Consider the following 794-nt stretch of genomic DNA (forward strand, 5'->3'; position numbering starts at 1 on the left):
CCTCTCCACGCAGGAGAGGCGGGGCGTCGGTCGTCCGTCGTGCGGCGGGGCCGCGGGGGAGCGGTCAGTCGTTCGGCCTCGACAGCGCACCCTCGACCGGCGGCTCCGCCGACCAAGGGAACGTGATCCACAGGTCGGTCTCCTTCCAGGAGAAGTCCGGCTGGATGATCGTGCGCGGCTTGGTGTACAGCACCGCAGAGCGAGCCTCCGTGCCGTGCTCGGCGAGCATGCCCATGACCAGGGCGAGGGTGCGGCCCGAGTCGGCGACGTCGTCGACCACGAGGACCTTGGACCCCGGCAGCTCGGACGTGTCCATGAGCGGAGGCAGGACCCGCGGGTCCGCGAGCGTCTGGCCGATGTCCGTGTAGAACTCGACGTTGAGCGTCCCCACGCCCTTGGTGCCCAGCGCGTACGCCACGGCCCCACCGGGCAGCAGGCCGCCGCGGGCGATCGCGACCACGACGTCGGGCAGGAAGCCGCCGGCCACCACCTTCTCGGCCAGCTCTCGGGACGCGGTGCCGAACAGGTCCCACGTCATCACTTCGCGCTCTGTGCTCATGAGCAGAGCCTAGGTGGTGCACCTGTGCACCGGCCTGCGGAGGGGCCCGGCCCGGACGTGACCGTCCAGAACGCGAGAATCGAGGAGCGGCCGGGGACGAGGCGAGAGCCGCAGGCCGGCGAGACGCAGACGTCGCGGCGACCACGCTGGCGCCGGGGCGTCAGATGAGTCTGCGTGCCCCGCGGGTGCTCTCCCGGTACGCGCGAAGGGCCACCTCCGGAACGGGAGGTGGCCC

Annotated in this window: 1 protein-coding gene; it reads right to left on the reverse strand. The window is 72.2% G+C overall.

The genetic code is table 11. The features are described 5' to 3' along the window. Nucleotides 1-64: 64 nt before the first annotated feature. Entirely contained in the window at nucleotides 65-559 is a 495-nt protein-coding gene (locus tag H9623_RS10775; protein WP_193720039.1) for a phosphoribosyltransferase, read from the reverse strand. Nucleotides 560-794 lie beyond the last annotated feature (235 nt).

The organism is Oerskovia douganii, from assembly GCF_015142735.1.
In the GTDB taxonomy this organism is placed as follows: Bacteria; Actinomycetota; Actinomycetes; order Actinomycetales; family Cellulomonadaceae; genus Oerskovia; species Oerskovia douganii.